Raw genomic sequence first — 20,702 nt, 5'->3', positions numbered from 1 at the left:
CCAGCAGGAAAAAGGCTTATCCGGAGCTAACGGGCGAGGTGGCTATGGTAGGGGCTCCACTGGACACCACCAGAGCCGACAGGGGAGGTGCGGCTGCGCCTGTGGACCGGGGAGGAGTGCTGAGGCGCTTGCTCAGGTCGGCGGGTGAGCCGAAATCCGTGACCAACATTGCTGACCGTTCTTCCAACGCTTCCGCAACCACCGCGACGTTCGCCTCGGATGCGGAATCCCAGGCGTGGACCCCGCCCTCATGGGAAGAGATCGTCAGCACGCACAGCGGTCGCGTGTACCGCCTTGCCTACCGGCTGACGGGCAACCAGCACGATGCCGAGGACCTCACCCAGGAAGTCTTCGTCCGTGTCTTCCGGTCGCTCTCGACCTACACGCCCGGCACCTTCGAGGGCTGGCTGCACCGCATCACGACCAATCTCTTCCTGGACATGGTGCGCCGCAAGCAGCGGATCCGCTTCGACTCCCTCGGCGACGACGCCGCCGAGCGGCTGCCGAGCCGTGAGCCGTCCCCGCAGCAGGTCTTCAACGACACCCACTTCGACGCGGACGTCCAGCAGGCGCTGGACACCCTCGCGCCCGAATTCCGTGCGGCGGTCGTCCTCTGCGACATCGAAGGACTCTCGTACGAGGAGATCGCCGCGACACTCGGCGTGAAGCTCGGCACCGTGCGCAGCCGTATCCACCGCGGCCGCTCGCACCTGCGCAAGGCACTCAAGCACCGTTCGCCCGAGGCGCGCGCCGAACAGCGTTCCCTGGCGGACGCGGTCCTGGCAGGGGAGGTCCGACCGGCGTGAGTGGCACAGGACCGACCCCCGCGGAACAGCATCTGGGGGACCGGCTCGCCGCGCTTGTCGACGGCGAGCTGAAACACGACGCCCGTGAGCGGGTCCTGGCCCACCTGGCGACCTGCTGCAGGTGCAAGGCCGAGGCCGACGCCCAGCGGCGGCTCAAGAGTGTCTTCGCGCAGTCGGCTCCCCCTTCGCCCTCCGAAGGCTTCCTCGCCCGGCTGCAGGGTCTTCCCGGCGGTTCCGGCGGCGACGCCGGCCCCGGTGGGCCGTTCGGCGGTGGCACACGCTTCGGTGAGGGGCTCTTCCCCACCGTGCAGCCCCCCGGCAGCCGGACGGACCACTCGTCCGGTCCCGGACCGCTCGACGGCTTCGGATACCTCCCCACCGTGCACGGCTCGACCGTCCTTCCCGGCGGCACGGCCGGTTCCGCCTTCCGGATACACGAGGTGAGCCGGGTTGCCGACCGTGCGCCGTGGCGGGGACGCAGGTTCGCGTTCGCCGCGGCCAGCGCCGTCTCGCTCGCCGCCATCGCGCTGGGCGGCTCGCTTCCGCTCGACGCCACGTCCGAGACCCCGTTCCGGGCGGAGGGCGCGGGCCGCACCATCACCCCGATCGACGCCGAGGCACGGGCCGAGGGCGGCACGGCCACCGCAGGCCGCAGTGGCGGCGGAGGCGGAGCCCTTTCCGCGAACGGTGACCGTCCGGCCTCTTCGGCTCCGTCGGCCTCCCCGCCGCCCCCGGTCACGCCGTCCGTCGCGCCACCGGTGTTCGCGACGGCTCCGTCCCTGCTCAGCACCTCGCACTACTCCGGCCAGGGGTTCGCGCTGCCGGTGCTGAACGTGTCCCTGCCCCCGCTCATACGCCCGGCGGACATCAGCCCGCTGCTCACCCCGCCGAACGGCGCGGGGGCCGCCGCGAAGACGCCCGAGCCCGTCGCGAAGGCGTCCACGCTCCTTCTCCCCAACGATCACGCGCTGCCCCTTTTCCCCAGGGGCTGACGGGGACCCTGCGCAGAGATTCGCAAACCTGGTTGAATTCCGGGAGGGACGCCCCTGTGGGGACGTGCAGAGGCCAGCTGTGGGGAGAACATGGACGACGGGAAGCCCACTGGGCCGAAGGCGAAGTGGTGGAGCCGCCCCGCGACGGGGCGAACCGGCCACAGCGGGCCCGAGGACGCGATTCCCGCCGAGGACACGACGGGAGCCACCGGAGCCACCGCCCCGGTCGGGCCCCCGCTCGCTGACGCGACCCTCCGGGAGGCCGCGCCCGTCGCTCCGGGAGCCGACGAGGATCCGACCGGGCGGATAGCCGTCGTACCGTCCGGGCATACGCCCGCCGTGCCGCCCGGTCACGCCGCCGCGGACCAGCCCTCGCCGGCCCCGCGCGCGCAGCCGCTGCACGCCCCGGACGAGTACAGCACCCCGCCCTACGGCGGCCCCGGCCCCTGGGCCCCCGCGCCGCCCGTGCAGCGCCCCGTCCCGACCCCGGCCCACGGCACCCCCGTACCGCCCCCCTACGCGGGTACGAACGGTCATGGGATGACGGCCGACCCTGGGCCCGCCTACGCGCCCGCACACACGCACCAGCCACAGGCTCACGCCCAGCAGCCCCAGCAGCCGCACACACACGTCCAGCAGCACCCGCAGCCTCCCCAGCCCCAGCAGCCGCACCCGCAGCCCCCCACGACCTCGCAGTGGCTCCAGTACGACCCGTGGGGCGTACCCCGCCGGCCGTTGACCGCGCAGGGGCTGCCCTTCGGGGAGGAAACCCGTCGCAGGAAGGGCCGGCGCGGGTCCGGCCTCCTCGGAATCATGCTGATCGCGCTGGTCGCCGGCGGCATCGGTGGCGGCATCGGTGCCTACGTCGAGCGCACCGGGGGCCTGACCTCCGTCGAGCTTCCGCAGGCCGGCCGGGACAGTGGTGGCCGGCCCGCCGACAGCGTCGCCGGAATCGCCGCCAGCGCCCTGCCCAGCGTGGTCACCCTCCACGTCAGCGGCTCCGGCGAGTCGGGCACCGGCACGGGCTTCGTCCTGGACGACGAGGGACACATCCTCACCAACAACCACGTCGTCGCCCCCGCGGGCGGCAGCGGCGACATCACCGTCACGTTCAGCGGCGGTGAGACCGCGAGCGCGAAGATCGTCGGCAAGGACAGCGGTTACGACCTGGCGGTCGTCAAGGTGACGGGGGTGTCGGGACTCAAGCCGCTGCCGCTCGGAAACTCCGACAACGTTCAGGTCGGCGACCCGGTGGTGGCCATCGGCGCCCCCTTCGACCTGTCCAACACGGTGACCTCCGGCATCATCAGCGCCAAGGAGCGGCCCATCACCGCGGGCGGCGAGAAGGGCGACGGCACCGACGTCAGCTACGTCGACGCGCTCCAGACCGACGCCCCGATCAACCCCGGCAACTCGGGCGGCCCCCTCGTGAACTCCGAGGCGCACGTCATCGGCATCAACAGCGCCATCCGGGCCGCAGACAGCGGCAGCGCCCTGGACGGCGGCCAGTCCGGCTCCATCGGTCTCGGCTTCGCGATACCCATCAACCAGGGGAAGCGGGTCGCCGAGGAGCTGATCAACACCGGTAAGGCCACCCATCCGGTGATCGGCGTCACGCTCGACATGAAGTACGCGGGCGACGGCGCCAAGGTCGGCACGAAGGGTGCCGACGGCGGATCCGCCGTCACCTCCGGCGGTCCCGGGGCGAAAGCGGGCATCAGGCCGGGCGACATCATCACGGAGGTGGACGGCGCGCGGGTGCACAGCGGCGAGGAACTGATCGTCAAGATCCGCGCCCACCGCCCCGGAGACCGGCTGGACCTCGGGCTCACCCGTGGCGGCGAGGACCTTTCCCTGACGGTGACTCTCGGCTCGGCAAGCGGCACGTAACGGCCACCGGAAGGTACCGCCCGGACAGCTTCGGCGGGTACCGTGGAGCGAATCCGGGCCCCGTACGGGCTGCCGGCGGAGAACACGCGGAGAACACGAGGAGCAACAAGGTGTTCAATGACATAGGCGCACTCGAGCTGCTGACGCTCGTGGTTCTCGCCGTGCTGGTCTTCGGTCCTGAGAAGCTGCCGAAGGTCATCCAGGACGTCACCCGCACCATCCGCAAGATCCGTGAGTTCTCGGACAGCGCGAAGGAAGACATCCGCTCCGAGCTCGGCCCGCAGTTCAAGGACTTCGAGTTCGAGGACCTCAACCCCAAGACGTTCGTCCGCAAGCAGCTCATGGACGGCGACGACGAACTGGGGCTGAAGGAGATCCGCGAGAGCTTCGACCTGCGCAAGGAGATGGCCGAGGTCACCGACGCGGTGAACGGCCGCGAGAGCGTGTCGTCGTCCGGTTCCGTGAACGGCTCGACGAAGGCCGCGGCCGATGCCGCGGGCGCGCCCGACCTGCTGAAGAAGCCCGCGCAGCCCGCCAAGGACGAGCGTCCGCCCTTCGACGCCGACGCCACCTGAGGGTCCGCCCCGCTGGTCCATGAGACGACCCGGCGACCCGGCGACAGGCTCGGCGACCTGCCAATCCCGACTCGTCCGGGCCGTGTCGCTATTCTCCATCTGTCCGGTTGCGTGGATGTTCACCTCGTGAAGGGGCGGGCCGCTCCGGATCTTTGACAGATCGAGGAGGCGGCCGGGCAGATGGAGACGACGAGTCGGGTAGGGGCGGATGGTGCGCCCAGCACAGTCACCGCAGAGGGGGTGCCGGCGGCCCGGCGTACGGTCGACGGCTATCTGCAGGCGCCATTTCCCTGGTACGGGCTGGACGAGGCCTTTGCGGGCCCGCGCTGGCTCATGCAGGTAGGCACGGCGGCCGACGGCACGGTGCAGCACGGTTCCACGGGGCACGGCGACGAGCCGTCGGTGCGGTCGGACGCGGGTGCCGAGAAGGAGCGGTTCGCGGTCGTCGTGACGGTGGCCGCAAGTCCGGTGCGGCGCAGCGGTGACGGTACGGGTGTCCTGGACGCCACCACGGTCTCCTCGGCGGCCTGGCTGGCCGGGTCGGGTCTGCTCTCGTACACCTGGCCCCCGCAGCTCGACCACACGCTGCGCGACGACTGGCTGGACCAGCAGACCGAGACGGCCTTCGAGCTCGCCGACGACCTCGGCAACGCGCCCTGGTCGACGCTGTCGCTCCCGGTCGACGGTGTGCCGGTGGAGTTCCACTACCGCGAGTCCGAGTTCGGCTGGGTGCTGGCGGGCTCGGCGCACAACGGCGTCCACATCGGGGCGTACGGGCGCGGGATGAGCGCCTACGGGCTGGGCTTCTCGGTGGTCGCGGACATCGAGGCGTACAGCTGACCCTGCCACGGGTACGCGTAAGGGGGCGGTCTCCTCGGAGGCCGCCCCCTTACGCGTACGCGCGTGTGCCGGGACTCAGAACTTGTTGCGCGGGGTGATCCCCAACGACATGCCGGACAGGCCGCGCTGACGGCCCCCCAGCTTCTCCGCGATGGAGCGCAGTGCGGCTCCCGCGGGTGAGTCCGGGTCGGACAGGACGACGGGCTTGCCCTCGTCGCCGCCTTCACGCAGCCGGACGTCGATCGGGATGGACCCCAGGACCGGGACCGTGGCGCCGACGGTCTTCGTCAGCCCTTCGGCGACCCGCTGACCGCCGCCCGAGCCGAACACGTCGACCATCTCGTCGCAGTGCGGGCAGGGCATCCCGGACATGTTCTCGACGACGCCGACGATCTTCTGGTGGGTCTGGACGGCGATGGAACCGGCCCGCTCGGCGACCTCCGCCGCGGCCTGCTGCGGCGTCGTGACGACGAGGATCTCGGCGTTCGGCACGAGCTGGGCGACGGAGATCGCGATGTCACCGGTGCCCGGCGGGAGGTCGAGGAGCAGGACGTCCAGGTCGCCCCAGTACACATCGGCGAGGAACTGCTGGAGCGCGCGGTGGAGCATCGGTCCGCGCCACACCACGGGCGCGTTGCCGGGCGTGAACATGCCGATGGAGATGACCTTCACTCCGTGCGCCGACGGCGGCATGATCATGTTCTCGACCTGGGTGGGCTTGCCGTCCACGCCGAGCATCCGCGGCACGCTGTGCCCGTAGATGTCCGCGTCCACGACGCCGACCTTGAGCCCGTCGGCCGCCATCGCCGCCGCCAGGTTCACTGTCACCGACGACTTCCCGACGCCGCCCTTGCCCGACGCCACGGCGTAGACGCGGGTCAGCGAGCCGGGCTGGGCGAACGGCACCTCGCGCTCCGCCGTGCCGCCGCGCAGCGAGCTCGCCAGTTCCTTGCGCTGCTCGTCGCTCATGACGTCGAGCGTGACCTCGACGCGGGACACGCCTTCGACGCGCGCCACCGCCTCGGTCACGTTGTTGGTGATGGTCTCGCGCATCGGACAGCCGGAGACCGTGAGATACACCGTGACAGCGACTACACCGTCAGCGTCGATCTCGATGGACTTCACCATGCCGAGTTCGGTGATCGGACGGTGGATCTCCGGGTCGTTCACTGTCGCCAGTGCTTCACGCACCGCGTCTTCCGTAGCCATACCGACGATGTTACGGCGCTTGCCCCTACGCCCGGGTAACCCGTCAACGGTCGCCTTCGTCACTCTCCACCTGCGAGAGGACCTGGCGGTCCTCCATATCTTTCACCATGTCCTGGAGCTCTGACCTGATCCAGTCCCGTGTGGCGACCTCGCCGAGGCCCATCCGGAGCGCGGCGATCTCCCGGGTGAGGTACTCGGTGTCGGCGATGGAGCGCTCGTTCTGCGTGCGGTCCTGCTCGTGTGTGACCCGGTCGCGGTCGTCCTGCCGGTTCTGCGCGAGCAGGATCAGCGGGGCCGCGTACGAGGCCTGGAGCGAGAGCATCAGGGTCAGGAAGATGAACGGGTACTCGTCGAACCGCAGCGGCTCGGGCGCGAAGATGTTCCACACCACCCACAGGATGATGATCAGCGTCATCCAGACGATGAACCGGCCGGTGCCCAGGAAGCGGGCGATCCGCTCCGAGAAGCGGCCGAACGCCTCGGGGTCGTACTCGGGCAGCAGCCGGCGGCGCGGTGCCTTCGGCTGGTCCAGCCGGGGCCGCGGCGGACGTACGAGGCCGGAGGAACCCGTCGAACCCGCCCTGGGGCGCTCCTCACCGGCCACGGGCGATCCCCTCCTCGCCGTGGAAGTCGGTCTCGCGCCAGTCCTCGGGCAGCAGGTGGTCCAGCACGTCGTCCACGGTCACCGCGCCCAGCAGCGACCCGCTCGCGTCCACGACCGGCACGGAGACGAGGTTGTAGGCGGCCAGATAGCTCGTGACCGAGGACAGCGGGGTGTCCGGAGGCAGCGGTACGAGGTCGCTGTCGACGATCGAGCCGACGAGGGTGAACGGCGGATCGCGCAGCAGCCGCTGGAAGTGCACCGTGCCGAGGTACTTGCCCGTCGGGGTCTCGTCCGGCGGCCGGCAGACGTACACCTGCGCGGCGAGGGCGGGGGACAGGTCGGACTGCCTGACCCGGGCGAGCGCGTCGGCGACCGTGGCGTCCGGCCGCAGGACGATGGGCTCGGTCGTCATCAGACCCCCGGCCGTCCGCTCCTCGTACGCCATGAGGCGCCGCACGTCCGCCGCGTCGTCCGGACGCATGAGGGCGAGCAGCCTCTCCTTGTCCTCCTCGGGCAGCTCGGAGAGCAGGTCGGCCGCGTCGTCCGGGTCCATCGCCTCCAGGACGTCCGCGGCCCGCTCGTCCTTCAGCTTGCCCAGGATCTCCACCTGGTCGTCCTCGGGAAGCTCCTCCAGGACGTCCGCGAGCCGGTCGTCGTCGAGCGCGGCGGCGACCTCCGCGCGGCGCTTCGGCGACAGGTGATGCAGGGCGTTGGCCACATCGGTGGGCCGCAGCCGCTCGAACGTGGCGACCAGGCTCTCGGCGCCCTGCCCGTGCTCCTCCAGCGAGAAGCCGCTGACCGCCGACCACTCGACGGTCAGGGTCTCGCCCTTGCGCCTCAGAGCACCGCCGCGCCCCTTGCGTACGAAGTACTTGTCGATCTCCCAGTCGCGGCGTGCCGGGAGCTGCTGGATCGAGACGTCGAGGATGGTCACCTCCTCGTCGGTTCCCAGCAGCTGGACCCGGCGGTCGAGGAACTCCCCGAGGATCAGCCTTTCGGTCGGGCGCTGCTCGAAGCGCCGCATGTTGACCACGCCGGTGGTGATGACCTGACCGGACTCGACGCCCGTCACCCGGGTCATCGGCAGGAAGATCCGCCGACGGCTCGTCAACTCGACGACCATGCCGAGCAGCCTCGGCGGGCGCCCGCCGACGCGTAGCATCGCCACCAGGTCGCGGACCCGGCCGACCTGGTCACCATTGGGGTCGAAGACGGGCACACCGGACAGGTGTGAGACGAAGATCCTCGGGGCGCCTGCCACCATCCCGCGCACCTCCTCCGACTGTGACGTGATTACACCGTTATGCCGGGATCAGGCTAGCCCGTACCGCTCCGCGGCGCCCCGGCGGGCTGTCCGTCCGGCTCTCTGCGAAGAGGCGTAGTCGGCACGGGTACGCTGCCGTCTGCCACCCCCGACACGCAGATGAGAGGCAGTGCGCCTGTGACCTCTTTTGCCCTGGCCGTCCGGGCCCGTCACCGGACCGCCCTCGCCGTAGTGCTCTGTGCGGGGCTGACCGCGGTCCTCACCGCGTGTGCCGGAGAGGACCCGGACAAGGGAACCAACGGTGTCGGCAGACTCGGTGCGGCGGAGATCGACAAGAAGGCGAGAGCGGCGGCGGACTCCGCCGACGGGGTCCGGCTCGCCGGCACCCTGGTCAGCAAGAGGGGCACGTACCGGCTCAACATGCAGCTCAACGCGGAGGGCGGCACGGGCTCCGTCACCTCGAAGAAGAGCACCTTCGCGCTGCTGCGCATCGGTGACGAGCTCTTCCTCAAGGCCGACGCCGGCTTCTGGAACCCCGAGACGGGCGGCAAGGGCGAGAAGAGCGACCAGGAAGCCGCCGACAAGCTCCAGGGCAAGTACGTCAAGGTCCCCGAGGGCGACCCCACGTACAAGCAGCTGCGCGGCTTCACGGACAAGAAGATCCTGCTCGACGGCCTGCTCGCCCTGCACGGCAAGGTCAACAAGGGCGACCGGGACAAGGTCGCCGGAGTCCCCACCGTGCAGATCGTGGGCGGAAAGGGTGAGGGCGGCACGCTCGACGTGTCCCTGAAGGGCACGCCGTATCCCCTGCGGGTCGCACGCGGCGGAGGTGGCGGCACGGTCTCGCTGACCGACTGGGGCAGGGCCTTCACCCTGGAGCCGCCCACCGAGGACGAGACGGTCGACTACGGAGGCCAGCTCCCCAAGTCCTCGGACTGAGCCCGTCAGCGCTTCTTGCGGCGCCCCAGCAGCAGCCGGGGGAGGGCGGCCGGTACGGGCCGGCGGGTCGTCGCCCCGGTGGGCAGCGGAGCCGCCGCCCCCGAGGAGTCCGGCAGGTCGGTCCGGGACTCGCCGGGCTCCAGCCGCACCAGACGGCACTCGCGCGCCCAGCGCTCCGTCATCGTCTCGGCGTCCGGCGCGTTCAGCCGCTTGCCCTTGAGCTCGCCCACCGCCGCGGTCCACTCCTCGGAGCGCGGCGAGGGTTCGGTCACCGCGGCGGTCCAGACGACCAGCCGGCCGCCCTTGTCCTTGCTGCGGACGGTGACCTCGGCGGCGGCCCCGTCGGTGAGGCCGTCCGGGAGCGGCTGTTCGCCGGGGCCGTCCCCGATGAGGTAGACGGCGCCCTCGTGCCAGATGTGCCACAGCGCCCGGGCGTGTCCGGTGCCCCGGACCCAGATCAGCCCGGACTTCTTGGTGGCCTCCTCGACAAGGGCCCGGTCCAGCAGCACGTCAGGAGCAGCAGCAGTCATGAGCGCACTCTATTAGAGCCAGCCGTTGCGCTTGAGGGTGCGGTGGATGGAGAAGCAGACGACGCCGATGACGCCCATCACCATCGGATAGCCGTACGTCCACTGCAGCTCGGGCATGTGGTCGAAGTTCATGCCGTACACCCCGCAGATCATCGTCGGTACGGCGATGATGGCCGCCCAGGACGTGATCTTGCGCATGTCCTCGTTCTGCGTGACGGTGGCCTGGGCCAGGTTGGCCTGGAGGATCGAGTTCAGCAGCTCGTCGAAGCCGATGACCTCTTCCTGGACACGGGCCAGGTGGTCGGCCACGTCACGGAAGTACTTCTGGATGTCCGGGTCGATCAGCCGCATCGGCCGCTCGCTCAGCAGCTGCATCGGGCGCAGGAGCGGGGACACGGCCCGCTTGAACTCCAGCACCTCACGCTTCAGCTGGTAGATCCGGCCCGCGTCCGAACCGCGGGGGCTGCCCTTGGCCGGGGTGGAGAAGACGCCGATCTCCACCTCGTCGATGTCGTCCTGCACCGCCTCCGCCACCGCGATGTACCCGTCCACGACGTGGTCGGCGATGGAGTGCAGGACGGCCGACGGACCCTTGGCCAGCAGCTCGGGGTCCTCCTGGAGCCGGTGGCGCAGGGCCCGCAGCGAGCCCTGTCCGCCGTGCCGGACGGTGATGACGAAGTCCCGGCCGGTGAAGCACATGACCTCGCCGGTCTCCACGACCTCGCTGGTCGCGGTCAGCTCGGCGTGCTCCACGTAGTGGATGGTCTTGAAGACCGTGAACAGCGTGTCGTCGTACCGCTCGAGCTTGGGCCGCTGGTGCGCGTGCACCGCGTCCTCGACGGCCAGCGGGTGAAGGCCGAACTCCCGGGCGATACCGGCGAATTCCTCCTCCGTCGGCTCGTGCAGGCCGATCCAGGCGAAGCCGCCGTGCTCCCGCACCCGGAGCATCGCCTCGTGCGGGGTCTGACAGCCGTCAGCCTTCTGGCGCCGGCCGTCGCGGTAGACCGCGCAGTCGACGACCGCGCTGGAGGCGGACGGGTCACGGGTCGTGTCGTAGCTGTTGTACGGGGCGTTGCTCTTGCGCAGGGACGGGCGCACGGCGGCGCGCAGGTCACGGATCATCGACATGGCTGATCTCCTTCACGGAGGGCCGTCGGCGGGCACGTGGAACAGCCCGGAATGGGGACGTGTCACTACGTCCGCAAAGCGGGCGGCACCGCGGCAGCGCGATGACGGCGTTCGCTACAGACAGGCAAAAACGAGGGGCTCTTCCGTCGCGCGAACTGCCGTGGGCCTTGACCGTGAAGGCTTCAGGCGACAGAGGGAAGGCGTCGGGCGGAAGAGCGGTTGGTACTGCACGGTCGACTTGGATCCATGGCAGTCCCCACCTCCTCCGGCCGGTCCCCCGTGGGGGACGACGTGTGCACAGGACTGAGAGAGCGACGCTTCTGCGTGCTGTCCCGGCTGGCGGTCAGGCTACCAGCCGACTCGGGGTCAATCCCTTTCTTTGCCCGTTCCTGACGCGTCCTATGCTCGCGGGATGGAAGAAATTCTCGCGCTGGTCGAGGCACGGCTCCGTACCGCCCTCGGTGAACCCGACGCACGCGCCGACGTCACCTTCCTCGGTACCGACCGCATCCAGGTGCTCCGCTTCATCGACGGCGACGTGGTGCGCTACGCCACGCTCGGCATGTCCGGGCAGCCGATGGCAGACCCCACCTCGCCCCGCGCCGACCCGGTGAAGGGGCCGCGTGCCGAGCTGGTCCTGTCGGTACGGGCGGGGCTCGCCGACACCGATCAGGTGCTGCGCCCGCTGGCCGTACTGGCCGCGTCCCCGCAGGTCGAGGGGCTGATCGTGGCGCCCGGCGCCTCCCTCGACGTGGGGCAGCCGCTGTGGCCGGGGGCGCCCTTCAGCTCCGTCCTGGTGGCCGAGCCGGGCGGGCTCGTCGAGGACCTGGAACTCGATGCCCCGATGGACCCCGTGCACTTCCTGCCGCTCCTGCCGATGACGCACAACGAGGCCGCCTGGAAGCGGGTCAGGGGCGCGCAGGAGCTCCAGGAGCGGTGGCTGTCGCACGGCACGGACCTGCGCGATCCGCTGCGTGCGTCCGTGGCCCTCGACTGAGACGAACGGCACAGCGGGGGCGGTCAGTTGCCACGGTCCGCGACGTCTTTCGGTGTGACGTACAGCTGTTTTCCCGGGTGGAGCCACGCTGCGGACGGGTGATCGTCCTTGACGCGGCGACCGCCGGGGAGGACGGTTGGACGCTATGAGGGGCGAACCCAGTTGCCCGAAGTGCGGTGGCCGGGTCAGGGCGCCCGGTCTGTTTGCCGACTCCTGGCAGTGCCCCGTGCACGGCCAGGTGTACCCGATGCAGCCGGTGATCCCGCCCGGCGTCGAGTCTCTCGGCGTCGTGGTGCACCGTGCGCAGGTGCCGGTGTGGATGCCCTGGCCGCTGCCGGTGGGCTGGCTGTTCACGGGCGTGGCCTCCGCGGGGGACGACCGCAGCGGCGGGCGCGCCACCGCCGTCGCCTGCTCGGGTCCCGGGCCGCTCGGCGGCTTCGGGGAGCTGCTGCTCGTCGCCGAGGAGCTGGGTGTGGGACTCGGGGCGCGGTACGCCGGCCTGGACGGCCCCGACCCCGGACCGCAGCTGTGCGGCAGCGGGGCGCCCGAGGCCAAGGTGCTCGCCGCCGGACGCCCGACACCCCTCTGGCACGTCAAGGGGGCACCGGGAGACCGGGCCGTCTTCGCGGGCGAGGCCTGCGGGATCTGGCTCTGGGCGATCGTCTGGCCCGAGCAGTCCGGGCTGCTGATGTATGACGAGCTGGTGCTCACGGACCTGCGCGACGCCGGAGCCGAGGTGGACCTCGTGCCCTGCGGTGCGCTCAGCCCACGGCTGCTCTCCCCTCCCTGACGGTCCGGACGGACGGCCGGGGGGAGCGGACGCGGCGGTTATCCTTGAGCGTCCCCTGTCCGTCCGCGAGCACTGGAGTACGCGTCGTGCGCATCGACCTGCACACCCACTCCACCGCGTCGGACGGCACGGACACCCCCGCCGAGCTGGTGGCGGGCGCCGCCGCTGCGGGGCTCGACGTCGTCGCTCTCACCGACCACGACACGGTCGCCGGCCACGCCGAAGCGATCGCGGCCCTGCCCGAGGGCCTCACCCTCGTCACCGGCGCCGAGCTCTCCTGCCGCATCGACGGCGTGAGCCTGCACATGCTGGCGTACCTCTTCGACCCGCACGAGCCCGAACTGGCCCGCGAGCGCGAGCTGGTGCGGGACGACCGGGTGCCGCGTGCCCAGGCCATGGTGCTCAAGCTCCAGGAGCTGGGCGTCCCGGTCACCTGGGAGCAGGTCGCGGCGATCGCGGGGGACGGCTCCGTCGGCCGCCCGCACATCGCCACCGCGCTCGTCGACCTCGGCGTCGTCGGTACGGTCTCCGACGCCTTCACGCCGGAGTGGCTCGCGAACGGCGGACGCGCGTACGCCGAGAAGCACGAACTCGACCCCTTCGACGCGATCCGGCTGGTCAAGGCCGCGGGAGGCGTCACCGTCTTCGCCCATCCGCTCGCCGTGAAGCGTGGCGCGGTGGTGCCCGAGGAGTCGATCGGACTGCTCGCGGCGGCCGGACTCGACGGCATCGAGGTCGACCACATGGACCACGACGCACCCACCAGGGCGCGTCTGCGCGGACTCGCCGGTGACCTCGGGCTGCTGGCCACCGGTTCGAGCGACTACCACGGCACCCGCAAGACCGTGCGGCTCGGTGAGTACACCACCGACCCCGAGATCTACGGCGAGATCACCCGGCGCGCAGCGGGAGCCTTCCCGGTGCCGGGCGCCGGCGGACCCCGCCGCCCGTAAGAGCCTGACGCGGCGCCCGCGCCGTACCTCACGCCTTCCGGTCACACCTTCGCGCGCCCGGCCGCTGACGGCTGTCGTCACCCCGCCGCCGGGCCGTGCCCCTCCTGTTCGACCCGCTCCCCACTCGCAAGGCTCACTGTGTTCGACGTCGCTGTCTTCGGATCCCTTTTTCTCACGCTTTTTGTGATTATGGACCCGCCCGGAATCACCCCCATCTTCCTGGCCCTCACCGCAGGGCGCCCCGCCAAGGTCCAGCGCAGGATGGCCTTCCAGGCCGTCGCGGTCGCCTTCGGCGTCATCGCGGTCTTCGGTCTGCTCGGTCAGCAGATCCTCGACTACCTCCACGTCTCGGTGCCCGCGCTGATGATCGCGGGCGGGCTGCTCCTGCTGCTCATCGCACTCGACCTGCTCACCGGCAAGACCGACGAGCCCACGCAGACCAAGGACGTCAACGTGGCGCTCGTACCGCTGGGGATGCCGCTGCTCGCCGGCCCCGGTGCGATCGTCTCGGTGATCCTCGCGGTGCAGAACGCCGGCGGTGCGGCCGGCCAGATCTCCGTCTGGACCGCGATCGTCGCCATGCACGTCGTGCTCTGGCTGGCGATGCGCTACTCGCTGCTGATCATCCGAGTCATCAGGGACGGCGGAGTGGTGCTCGTGACCAGGCTCGCCGGGATGATGCTGTCGGCCATCGCCGTCCAGCAGATCATCAACGGTGTCACCCAGGTCATCCAGAACGCCTAGGACGGCCGCCCACCTGCCCGGACACCACAGCGCCCCCGTACGGTCCTTCCGTACGGGGGCGCTTCGTCTTTAGCGGCGCAATGCTGTGTCAGGCGTTACGAAGCCGAGCTTTCGGCCGGCCGGATGTAGATGCGCTGGCCTATGGCTGCGGCCTGCTGCACCATCCGGTTGACGGAGGCGGCGTCCACGACGGTGCTGTCCACGGCGGTACCGTCGACATCGTCGAGTCGCATGATCTCGAAGCGCATATGGCTTCCCTTCGTCTGATCCTCCTGCTGGAGAACTACTGGAGGACGGAGTGACCCGTCCGCAAGGATGAAGAGCGCAGGGGCTTCCGCGTCCCGCGCTCCACAGTCTGTACAACGGCTTGCCGACCGCAATCATTCCCTACGCTAAGGAAATTTTTTGGATGCCTAACTACCAGGTAGTAGCCGCGCAGGCGCAGCCGGTGAGCTCCGCATGAACGTAGCGGACGAGCCGGCGGAGGGCCAGACCGATATCCGCGATTACCTGGACCGCACCAACGAGCTCCTCACACGGGTGCTCGCGGAGGTGTCGAAGACCCCCTCGACCCACGCGATCTTCGTGGACGCGGGCTATGTGTACGCCGCGGCAGGGCTGCTCGTCACGGGGACGGAGGACCGCCGCAACTTCGACCTCGACGCGGAGGGGATGATCGAGGCGTTCATCGACAAGGCGCGGACGATCTTCGCGGACAGCAGGCTGCTGCGCGTCTACTGGTACGACGGGGCCAGGCGCCGCATCCACACCGTCGAGCAGCAGTCCATCGCCGAACTCCCCGACGTGAAGGTCAGGCTGGGCAACCTCAATGCCAACAACCAGCAGAAGGGCGTCGATTCACTGATCCGCACCGACCTCGAGTCCCTCGCCAGGCACCGTGCCATCAGTGACGCGGCGCTCGTCGGCGGGGACGAGGACCTGGTGTCGGCGGTCGAGGCGGCGCAGGGATACGGGGCGCGCGTCCACCTCTGGGGCATCGAGGCGGGCGAAGGCCGCAACCAGGCCGAGCCGCTGCTGTGGGAGGTCGACAGCACCCGCACCTTCGACCTGGACTTCTGCCGCCCGTACGTCACGCGACGCTCCGTCACCACGTACGAGGACGACACCCCGGCACCCTCGCGCGAGAACGTCCGTTTCGTCGGCGCGCAGATCGCCGCCACCTGGCTGTCCGCCCGGGGCCGGGAGTCCCTGGCGGATCTGCTGCCGGGCCATCCCTATCTGCCGGGCTCCGTGGACCAGGACCTGCTGGTGGAGGCCGAACGGCTGCTCCAGCACTCCCTGCGCGGCCACGCCCATCTGCGGCGCGCGCTGCGCGACGGCTTCTGGCAGCACCTGCAGTCGCAGTACTGAGCCCGGCGGCCCGCCCGGCGCTCCCGCTCATGGGGGGCGCCGGGCGGGCCGCCCTCTGTCACGCGTAGGCGTACGGGGTCAGTGGCCGTCCCAGAACGAGGCCAGCGCCGCCGCCGTCTCCAGGGGCCGTGCCGTGTTGGGGGAGTGCTCGGCGCCCTCGATGACGGTGCGCCGTGCCCCCAGCCGCCGGGCCATGTCGTCGAACAGCTCCACGGGCCAGACGTCGTCCCGCTCGCCGGACACCACGTGGAAGGGCATCGGCAGAGCGGCGAGTTCCGCCACCCGGTCCGGCTCGCCGGACAGCTGGGCGGCGGTCGCGACGAGCTGCGCGGGGTTGTGGCGCAGCCACCGGCGGCGCATGTCCTCGCCGTCGCCGGTGTCCGCGTCCTCCGGCGGATCGAAGGCCCGCATCGCTTCCCAGACCTCGGCCATCGTCATCGTGCGCAGCGCGTCGCCGAGCATCTTGAGCCTGTCCCGCTGGCCCGGGACGACTTCGGCGGGCCCCGAGGACATGAGTGTCAGCGAGCGGAAGGGAGAGGCGTCCAGCAGCACGGCGGCGCGGGCGACCTGGCCACCCAGTGAGTGCCCCAGCAGATGGACGCGCTGGTCCCCGGCGCCCAGCGCCTCGGCCTGCGCCAGCACATCTCGGGCCAACTCCACCTGCGCGTAAGCCTCCTGACGTTCCGTCCCCTCGGTCTCGTACTGCCCGCGGCCGTCCACGGAGACCACGCGGAAGCCGGCGTCGGCGAGCGGTTCGAGCAGGGCGATGAAGTCCTCCTTGCTTCCGGTGTATCCGGGCAGCAGGAGTGCGGTGGACCGCGCTTCCGCACCCGGTGCGGCGTCCAGTACGGCGAAGTCCCCGCGTGCGGTACGCAGCGTGCGGGCACGGGCGCAGGGGGGCGGGGTGAAGGTGGGTGGCCGGCTCATGGGACGAGGCTAACGCCGGTCGGGGCCCTGGTCGCGGGCGTACGCGCGAGGGGCCGGGTACTCCGCGTGGTGCGGAGTACCCGGCCCCTCGTGTGACGCGGGTCGTGCGGTGGATCAGCTCTCGGTCGCGACCGCTTCGGCCTTGGCGCGGGGAGCCCGGCGGCGGCGCGGCTTCGCGGCGGCCTCGGAATCGCCCTCGGTCGCCACGGGCGCGGTCGCCTCGGCGGCCTCGACCTTCACCGCGGCACGCGGACGGCGCCGGCGCGGCTTCGTCTCGCCCTCGGCGGCCGGAGCCTCCGTGACCGCTTCCGCCTTCACCGTTTCCGTCTTCGGCTTGGCGGCGGGACGCGTACGGCGACGGGTCTCCGTCACCGGCTCGGACGGCGGGGCGATCTGGAAGTCGACCTCGTCGGCCGCGGGCTTGACGACCCGGGCACGGCGGCGCGGCTTGGTGACCGGCTCGGCGGCCGCGACGGCGACGGTCTGGAAGTCGGCCGCCACCTCCGTCTTGGCCTTCCTGGTGGCCCTCACCCTGGGCGCGGGGGCCTCCGTGGCCACCTCGGCCACCGGTTCGGCGGCCGTCACCCGGGGGGCACGGCGCCGGCGCGGCTTCTCCTCGGCCACGGGCTCCGCCACGTCCTCGACGGAGATCGGCGCGGGCTCGGCCACGGCGACCGCTGCCTCGACGACCGCTGCCTCGGCGACAGCCTCAGGAACGCCGGCACGGGCACGACGGCGACGGCGCGGCGTACGCGGCTCCGCCGAACCGGCCTCGGGCGCGGGCTCGATGACGGCCTCCGCAGCCGGGGCGGGCACCGTGGCGGCGCCCTCCTCCAGCGAGCCGCCACCGCGCGTACGACGACGCTGACGCGGTGTACGGGCCGGGCGCTCCTCACGGGCGGGCGCCGGGGCCGGGGCGGCGGACTTGCGGCCGCGGCCGCCGGTCTCGCCGAGGTCCTCGACCTCTTCGGCCCGCAGACCCGCACGGGTGCGCTCGGCACGCGGCAGGACACCCTTGGTGCCGGCCGGGATGTTGAGCTCCTCGTAGAGGTGCGGTGACGTGGAGTAGGTCTCGACCGGGTCCGGGAACTTCAGGTCGAGCGCCTTGTTGATCAGCTGCCAGCGCGGGATGTCGTCCCAGTCCACCAGCGTGATCGCGATGCCCTTGGCCCCCGCGCGGCCGGTACGGCCGATGCGGTGGAGGTAGGTCTTCTCGTCCTCGGGCGACTGGTAGTTGACGACGTGGGTGACACCCTCGACGTCGATACCCCGCGCGGCGACGTCGGTGCAGACGAGGACGTCCACCTTGCCGTTACGGAAGGCGCGCAGCGCCTGCTCGCGGGCGCCCTGGCCGAGGTCGCCGTGGACCGCGCCGGAAGCGAAACCGCGCTTCTCCAGCTGCTCGGCGATGTCGGCGGCCGTGCGCTTCGTACGGCAGAAGATCATCGCGAGCCCGCGGCCCTCGGCCTGGAGGATGCGGGAGAGCATCTCCGGCTTGTCCATGTTGTGCGCGCGGTAGACGTACTGCGCGGTGTTCTTGACGGTCGTGCCCTCGTCGTCGGGCGACGTGGCGTTGATGTGTGTCGGCTGCGACATGTAGCGCCGCGCGAGGCTGATGACCGCGCCCGGCATCGTCGCCGAGAACAGCATCGTCTGGCGCTTCGGCGGCAGCATCGTGATGATGCGCTCGACGTCGGGCAGGAAACCCAGGTCGAGCATCTCGTCGGCCTCGTCGAGGACGAGCACACGGATGTGCGACAGGTCGAGCTTGCGCTGGCCCGCCAGGTCGAGAAGACGGCCCGGGGTGCCGACGATCACGTCGACGCCCTTCTTGAGGGCCTCGACCTGCGGCTCGTACGCCCGGCCGCCGTAGATCGCGAGGACGCGGACGTTACGGACCTTGCCGGCGGTGAGCAGGTCGTTGGTGACCTGCTGGCACAGCTCGCGGGTCGGAACGACGATCAGTGCCTGCGGCGCGTCGGTCAGCTTGTCGGGCGCGGCGCGCCCGGCCTCGACGTCGGCGGGGACGGTCACGCGCTCCAGGAGCGGCAGACCGAAGCCGAGCGTCTTGCCGGTGCCGGTCTTGGCCTGGCCGATGACGTCGGAGCCGGAGAGCGCTACGGGGAGCGTCATCTCCTGGATGGGGAAGGGGGACATGATGCCGACTGCCTCAAGGGCTTCGGCCGTCTCGGGAAGGATTCCGAGGTCGCGGAACGTAGTCAGGGTGCTGCCTCTTCTGTGAGACGCGGTCCGAGGCGAACGCTGGGGGTCGTACCGTGCCGGGGTTGGTCATCCGGCCGTGGATGGGCCGGGTGGCGCGGGACCACTGCCGTCGCTCGAGCGCTCGTGCCGCTGAGGGGGCCCCTCATCTGCGGTCGTACGTGTCGTACGCCTCGCGTGGAGGGCTGTCGGGTCGGAGCCGATCGGGCCACCGACCGGGCATCCTCATTCAAAAGCGCTCCGAGCACAGTCAAATGCTCAGTAAGCGCAATACCACTGTACCCCGGATTCGCGCATGTGTGTTGGGCGAATTCATCGGAACGGTGTGACGTCCATGGTCGACCGGGCCCTTACACCCCCCACCGGGGCGGCTATTGTGCGCTGCATGGAGACGCCTGACAACGCCAAAGAAGCCCCCGCACCGACCGGGATCGCCGCCCAGGACTGGGCCACCGCGTCCGCCGCGCCGCAGTACCGCGCCGCCGTCGTCGATCTTCTCGGCGCACTGGCCTACGGGGAACTGGCGGCCTTCGAGCGACTCGCCGAGGACGCCAAGCTCGCTCCGACGCTCGGTGACAAGGCGGAGCTGGCAAAGATGGCCTCCGCCGAATTCCATCATTTCGAGCGGCTGACCGAGCGGCTCACCGCGATCGACGAAGAGCCCACGGCGGCCATGGAGCCGTTCGCCAAGGCCCTGGACGACTTCCACCGCCAGACCGCGCCGTCGGACTGGCTTGAGGGCCTGGTGAAGGCGTACGTCGGCGACTCGATCGCCAGTGACTTCTACCGCGAGGTCGCCGCGCGGCTCGACACGGACACCCGTTCCCTGGTGCTGGCCGTGCTCGACGACACAGGGCACGGGAACTTCGCGGTCGAGAAGGTGCGTGCGGCCATCGAGGCCGAGCCCAGGGTCGGCGGACGGCTCGCGCTGTGGGCCCGCCGGCTGATGGGCGAGGCGCTCTCGCAGGCCCAGCGGGTGGTCGCCGACCGTGACGCGCTCTCGACGATGCTCGTCGGCGGAGTGGCCGACGGGTTCGACCTGGCCGAGGTGGGCCGGATGTTCTCCAGGATCACCGAGGCGCACACCAAGCGGATGGCGGCCCTCGGGCTCGCCGCGTAGGTCACACCACGCGGCCGGTGGCCCTACTGGGCCGCCGCCGAGCGGGCCAGTCGGCGGCTGCGCGGGCGGATCAGCAGGGACAGCGTCACCATCCCCACGAACACCGCGCCGGCCAGCGTCGCCACCGGATGGCCCGCCCCCAGCGCCGAGTGCGTCAGATACGCGCCGAACAGGGCACCCAGAGCGCCGGTGAGAAAGACCGCACGGACGGACGGGAGCCGGTCCGGCAGCGAGCGGAGCGCCGCCCAGGAGAGGGCGAGTCCGAGCACGACGGAGCCGAAGGATTCCCAGATCACAGAGGATCACCTCGCGGGTTGCGGGGAGGGCAAATCGGTCGTAGGCGGTCTTACCCGGGGCCTGCGGAACGCAACCCTCCCGCGGTCCGCGGAAACCCCTCCGGGGGACGGCCGACGGCGTACCGGCCTGTCGTGCGGCAGGGACACCGGCCTGTGCGGCGGGAACGAGGAAGCGGCCCGGCGGATGATCCGCCGGGCCGCTCCTGCGTGCGTAGCGTCGCGCCTAGAGCGCGCCGAACCCCACCCGTCGGGTGCTGGGCTCGCCGATCTCCACGTACGCGATCCTGTCGGCCGGCACCAGAACCTTGCGGCCCTTGTCGTCCGTGAGGCTGAGCAGCTGCGCCTTGCCGGCGAGCGCTTCGGCGACCGCGCTCTCGACCTTTTCGGCGGAAAGCCCGCTCTCCAGAACGATCTCCCGGGGCGTGTGCTGCACCCCGATCTTGACCTCCACGGCTATGTCCCTCCGACGGTCAGTCTCTGCGCGGTGAACCGCGCCGTACGCAGCAC

The 20,702-nt window shown here is 71.0% G+C and carries 22 protein-coding genes; 12 read left to right on the top strand and 10 right to left on the bottom strand.

The annotated features are described in order from the left end of the window. Positions 1–44 precede the first annotated feature (44 nt). The 5 genes from sigE (at position 45) to AB0C82_RS02785 (ending at position 5,103) form a co-directional block, all read left to right on the top strand. Positions 45–806, top strand: a complete 762-nt coding sequence (sigE, locus tag AB0C82_RS02805) for an RNA polymerase sigma factor SigE (protein WP_362835596.1) — start codon at positions 45–47, stop codon at positions 804–806. Beyond that, positions 803–1,798, top strand: a complete 996-nt coding sequence (locus AB0C82_RS02800) for a zf-HC2 domain containing protein (protein WP_362835594.1) — start codon at positions 803–805, stop codon at positions 1,796–1,798. The genes sigE and AB0C82_RS02800 overlap by 4 nt, the downstream gene beginning before the upstream one ends. 90 nt (positions 1,799–1,888) lie before the next feature. Then, on the top strand, positions 1,889–3,688 hold the full coding sequence (locus AB0C82_RS02795; protein WP_362835592.1) for a trypsin-like peptidase domain-containing protein: 1,800 nt from the start codon (positions 1,889–1,891) through the stop codon (positions 3,686–3,688). Between the two features lie 110 nt (positions 3,689–3,798). After that, positions 3,799–4,263 (top strand): sec-independent translocase, encoded by a 465-nt coding sequence (locus tag AB0C82_RS02790; protein WP_362835590.1) that lies wholly within the window; start codon positions 3,799–3,801, stop codon positions 4,261–4,263. A 180-nt stretch (positions 4,264–4,443) separates the two neighbouring features. After that, positions 4,444–5,103: a hypothetical protein gene (locus tag AB0C82_RS02785; protein ID WP_362835588.1), complete on the top strand. Its 660-nt coding sequence runs from the start codon at positions 4,444–4,446 to the stop codon at positions 5,101–5,103. Between the two features lie 75 nt (positions 5,104–5,178). On the opposite strand, the gene AB0C82_RS02780 is transcribed toward AB0C82_RS02785, so the two are convergent. Genes AB0C82_RS02780 through AB0C82_RS02770 form a run of 3 tightly spaced genes read right to left on the bottom strand, consistent with a single transcriptional unit; the run spans position 5,179 to position 8,180 of the window. Further along, the gene (locus AB0C82_RS02780; protein WP_362835586.1) at positions 5,179–6,312 is read right to left on the bottom strand and encodes an Mrp/NBP35 family ATP-binding protein; all 1,134 of its coding nucleotides are present in this window, start codon (positions 6,310–6,312) and stop codon (positions 5,179–5,181) included. A 43-nt stretch (positions 6,313–6,355) separates the two neighbouring features. After that, complete coding sequence (locus AB0C82_RS02775) at positions 6,356–6,916, bottom strand: DUF1003 domain-containing protein (protein ID WP_362835584.1); 561 nt, start codon at positions 6,914–6,916, stop codon at positions 6,356–6,358. After that, entirely contained in the window at positions 6,906–8,180 is a 1,275-nt protein-coding gene (locus tag AB0C82_RS02770) for a CBS domain-containing protein (protein ID WP_362835582.1), read from the bottom strand. Before AB0C82_RS02770 ends, AB0C82_RS02775 begins: the two co-directional genes overlap by 11 nt. A 177-nt stretch (positions 8,181–8,357) precedes the next feature. On the opposite strand from AB0C82_RS02770, the gene AB0C82_RS02765 reads away from it, so the two are divergent. After that, on the top strand, positions 8,358–9,119 hold the full coding sequence (locus AB0C82_RS02765) for a hypothetical protein (RefSeq protein WP_362835580.1): 762 nt from the start codon (positions 8,358–8,360) through the stop codon (positions 9,117–9,119). Positions 9,120–9,124: 5 nt separating this feature from the next. Here AB0C82_RS02765 and AB0C82_RS02760 read toward each other — a convergent pair whose 3' ends face one another. Together AB0C82_RS02760 and AB0C82_RS02755 are read right to left on the bottom strand one after the other, a co-directional pair. Beyond that, a complete protein-coding gene (locus AB0C82_RS02760; RefSeq protein WP_362835578.1) occupies positions 9,125–9,649 on the bottom strand; it encodes a hypothetical protein in 525 nt (174 codons plus the stop codon). Positions 9,650–9,661: 12 nt separating this feature from the next. After that, entirely contained in the window at positions 9,662–10,777 is a 1,116-nt protein-coding gene (locus AB0C82_RS02755; protein ID WP_362835576.1) for a magnesium and cobalt transport protein CorA, read from the bottom strand. Between the two features lie 412 nt (positions 10,778–11,189). Between AB0C82_RS02755 and AB0C82_RS02750 the strand changes: the two genes are divergently transcribed. From AB0C82_RS02750 to AB0C82_RS02735, 4 genes are all read left to right on the top strand, one after another. Continuing rightward, the gene (locus AB0C82_RS02750) at positions 11,190–11,774 is read left to right on the top strand and encodes a suppressor of fused domain protein (protein WP_362835574.1); all 585 of its coding nucleotides are present in this window, start codon (positions 11,190–11,192) and stop codon (positions 11,772–11,774) included. A gap of 145 nt (positions 11,775–11,919) precedes the next feature. Continuing rightward, positions 11,920–12,564 (top strand): DUF6758 family protein, encoded by a 645-nt coding sequence (locus tag AB0C82_RS02745; protein WP_362835572.1) that lies wholly within the window; start codon positions 11,920–11,922, stop codon positions 12,562–12,564. Between the two features lie 86 nt (positions 12,565–12,650). Further along, positions 12,651–13,517, top strand: a complete 867-nt coding sequence (locus AB0C82_RS02740) for a PHP domain-containing protein (protein WP_362835570.1) — start codon at positions 12,651–12,653, stop codon at positions 13,515–13,517. Positions 13,518–13,655: 138 nt separating this feature from the next. Then, the gene (locus tag AB0C82_RS02735; RefSeq protein WP_362835568.1) at positions 13,656–14,261 is read left to right on the top strand and encodes a MarC family protein; all 606 of its coding nucleotides are present in this window, start codon (positions 13,656–13,658) and stop codon (positions 14,259–14,261) included. A 95-nt stretch (positions 14,262–14,356) separates the two neighbouring features. Here the strand turns inward: AB0C82_RS02735 and AB0C82_RS02730 are convergent, their stop codons facing one another. Then, positions 14,357–14,509, bottom strand: a complete 153-nt coding sequence (locus AB0C82_RS02730) for a hypothetical protein (protein WP_362835566.1) — start codon at positions 14,507–14,509, stop codon at positions 14,357–14,359. Between the two features lie 211 nt (positions 14,510–14,720). On the opposite strand from AB0C82_RS02730, the gene AB0C82_RS02725 reads away from it, so the two are divergent. Beyond that, a complete protein-coding gene (locus AB0C82_RS02725; RefSeq protein WP_362835564.1) occupies positions 14,721–15,632 on the top strand; it encodes an NYN domain-containing protein in 912 nt (303 codons plus the stop codon). 78 nt (positions 15,633–15,710) lie between these two features. On the opposite strand, the gene AB0C82_RS02720 is transcribed toward AB0C82_RS02725, so the two are convergent. Further along, entirely contained in the window at positions 15,711–16,559 is an 849-nt protein-coding gene (locus AB0C82_RS02720; protein ID WP_362835562.1) for an alpha/beta fold hydrolase, read from the bottom strand. Between the two features lie 114 nt (positions 16,560–16,673). Continuing rightward, positions 16,674–18,716: a DEAD/DEAH box helicase gene (locus AB0C82_RS02715; protein ID WP_362835560.1), complete on the bottom strand. Its 2,043-nt coding sequence runs from the start codon at positions 18,714–18,716 to the stop codon at positions 16,674–16,676. Between the two features lie 448 nt (positions 18,717–19,164). Between AB0C82_RS02715 and AB0C82_RS02710 the strand changes: the two genes are divergently transcribed. Next, positions 19,165–19,899: a ferritin-like fold-containing protein gene (locus AB0C82_RS02710; protein ID WP_362835558.1), complete on the top strand. Its 735-nt coding sequence runs from the start codon at positions 19,165–19,167 to the stop codon at positions 19,897–19,899. Positions 19,900–19,922: 23 nt separating this feature from the next. On the opposite strand, the gene AB0C82_RS02705 is transcribed toward AB0C82_RS02710, so the two are convergent. After that, positions 19,923–20,195 carry a hypothetical protein gene (locus tag AB0C82_RS02705; protein WP_362835556.1) on the bottom strand — a complete coding sequence of 91 codons (273 nt, stop codon included), beginning with the start codon at positions 20,193–20,195 and terminating at the stop codon, positions 19,923–19,925. A gap of 223 nt (positions 20,196–20,418) precedes the next feature. Beyond that, positions 20,419–20,646 carry a DUF3107 domain-containing protein gene (locus tag AB0C82_RS02700; protein WP_173315718.1) on the bottom strand — a complete coding sequence of 76 codons (228 nt, stop codon included), beginning with the start codon at positions 20,644–20,646 and terminating at the stop codon, positions 20,419–20,421. Positions 20,647–20,702: the final 56 nt, after the last annotated feature.

This window comes from Streptomyces sp. NPDC048560 (assembly GCF_040650955.1).
Lineage (GTDB): Bacteria > Actinomycetota > Actinomycetes > Streptomycetales > Streptomycetaceae > Streptomyces.
The sequence above is the reverse complement of the archived record's forward strand: the minus strand, read 5'-3'. Positions and strand labels throughout refer to the sequence as shown.